Source organism: Mesorhizobium alhagi CCNWXJ12-2, assembly GCF_000236565.1.
GTDB lineage: Bacteria > Pseudomonadota > Alphaproteobacteria > Rhizobiales > Rhizobiaceae > Allomesorhizobium > Allomesorhizobium alhagi.
Genome location: NZ_AHAM01000296.1, coordinates 1 through 1,746, shown reverse-complemented (window position 1 = coordinate 1,746; position 1,746 = coordinate 1). Strand labels below are relative to the sequence as shown.

The 1,746-nt window shown below is 59.6% G+C and carries 2 protein-coding genes; both read left to right on the top strand.

What is annotated here, in order from left to right; translation table 11 throughout:
- Positions 1-1,065: 1,065 nt before the first annotated feature.
- Complete coding sequence (locus MAXJ12_RS30705; protein WP_244421664.1) at positions 1,066-1,581, top strand: sigma-70 family RNA polymerase sigma factor; 516 nt, start codon at positions 1,066-1,068, stop codon at positions 1,579-1,581.
- Positions 1,565-1,746, top strand: a 182-nt coding sequence (locus tag MAXJ12_RS30700; protein WP_008840073.1) for an anti-sigma factor family protein, incomplete at its 3' end; no start/stop codon positions are given. The genes MAXJ12_RS30705 and MAXJ12_RS30700, both read left to right, overlap by 17 nt.

The following is a 1,746-nucleotide window of genomic DNA, read 5'->3' as shown; positions in this document are numbered from 1 at the left end:
CTTGAGATCGACGAGACCCGGAACTCGATGGAAGCAGCAATCAAGGATACCCCGACGCCCAAGTCGGTCAAGGAGCCGAAGGAGCAAGCTCAGGCTGGCGCATCAGCATCTGGAGGCAATGACGCGGGGCAAGGCAACAAGCAGGACGCTGACGTAAAGGAAAGCTAGCTCATGCCCGACGAAATGCCTCTGTTGGCCAATTCCAACAGCTGCATCGCCAGCAATCTCTGGATGGGCCAATGCCGCCGAAAACCTGTTGAACAGGATTGTTGTGGGTCCAGTCTATGGCGACCGCGTCACCAAGACAGGCAGCGCAGCCTCGTCCTGTTAATCGCTCCTTCTTCGTCATCTAGGGAATCGCGACGATCGTGCTTGCTGCGACCGGTCCTTGACCTGCTGATGTCAACGACCGGAGCATTGATCAATGTCGGCCATTCGAGGCGCGGATTTCTCCGGTTCCGGCACTACCTCCACATGGCCGAAGCCCAAGCCGGAATGACCCTCGAACCCCGGATATGGCCGCGCTTATAGCGGGGCGCTGCTGACCGTTAGATCAACCCGGATGCCAAGGCCACCATCCAAGCGATTGCGGCAAAGACCACAACAATGACGACGGCGCCCAATAAATCGCCGATCCTCTCAGGCAGTCCATCGTGTCTAGCCGCAGCACGGTCGTCCGACATTTGTCCACTCCTCTGGGTGGAAGGAAGCAAAGCATTTCTCTCCATCGGGCAGCAAGAGCAAACCGGGAGGAGAGGGTATACGTCATCGACCTTGGGCGGCCGGCTTCCTTTTCTTCGAGGTGCTCGGACAGCTCGGCGCTTGGGCGCTGTCCATGGTTCCCGCTGCGTTCGATGCGAGGGGTGTGGAAACGGAGCTGCGGTCGAGCCGCCAAGGCAACCGCTGGACGAAAGGACCGTAGGGACTCGTCGCGGCTGCATGATCCGTAAAGGGCGCTGCTGGTCGCGATTGGCTTGCGAAAGAAATAAGTCACGGAGCGGGGACTAAGATGACGATCGGCTCCGTATACAAGTTATGAATGGTCAGAACCACCGCTTCGACGTCATAGGCCAACTCGCCGTCCTTCGGCGTTACGCCCGATCGTTGACGCGCAGTGATGCGGATGCCGAAGATCTGGTGCATGATGCGCTGGTCCGGGCGTATGAACGGAAATCGACATTTCGGCAGGCGGGCAATCTCCGGACCTGGCTGCTTTCGGTGCTTCACAATGTATTTGTTGACGGCTACCGGTCACGACATTCGGCAACTGGCCGCGTTGAACAGGCAGCTGTGCTCGCTGAAGCCCATCTGCTGCCACCACAGGATCACGTCGTCCGGTTGGCCCAGATCAGGACGGCGTTCCTGAGCCTCGCGGAGGAGCAGCGCGCCGCTCTTCACCTCGTCGCAATCGAAGGGCTTTCCTACGAAGATGCTGCGGCCACACTTGGCATTCCCGTTGGAACGCTGATGTCACGGATCGCCCGGGCCCGCGCCGCCCTGCGCGAAATCGAGGATGGCCCGGCTGCGGCTAACATTGGTCATCTCAAGATCGTTGGAGGTCGCAATGACAAAGCCAATTGATCCAATCGTCGATGCCGATCTCGACGCTTATGTCGACGACCAGCTCGATGTCGGCCGCCGGATCGAAGTCGAGGCGTATCTTTCGAACCGCCCGGATAGGGCCGCACGCGTCATGTCCGATTTGAGAACCCGCGATGAATTGCGTCTGGCGATGGCCGGCCCGCC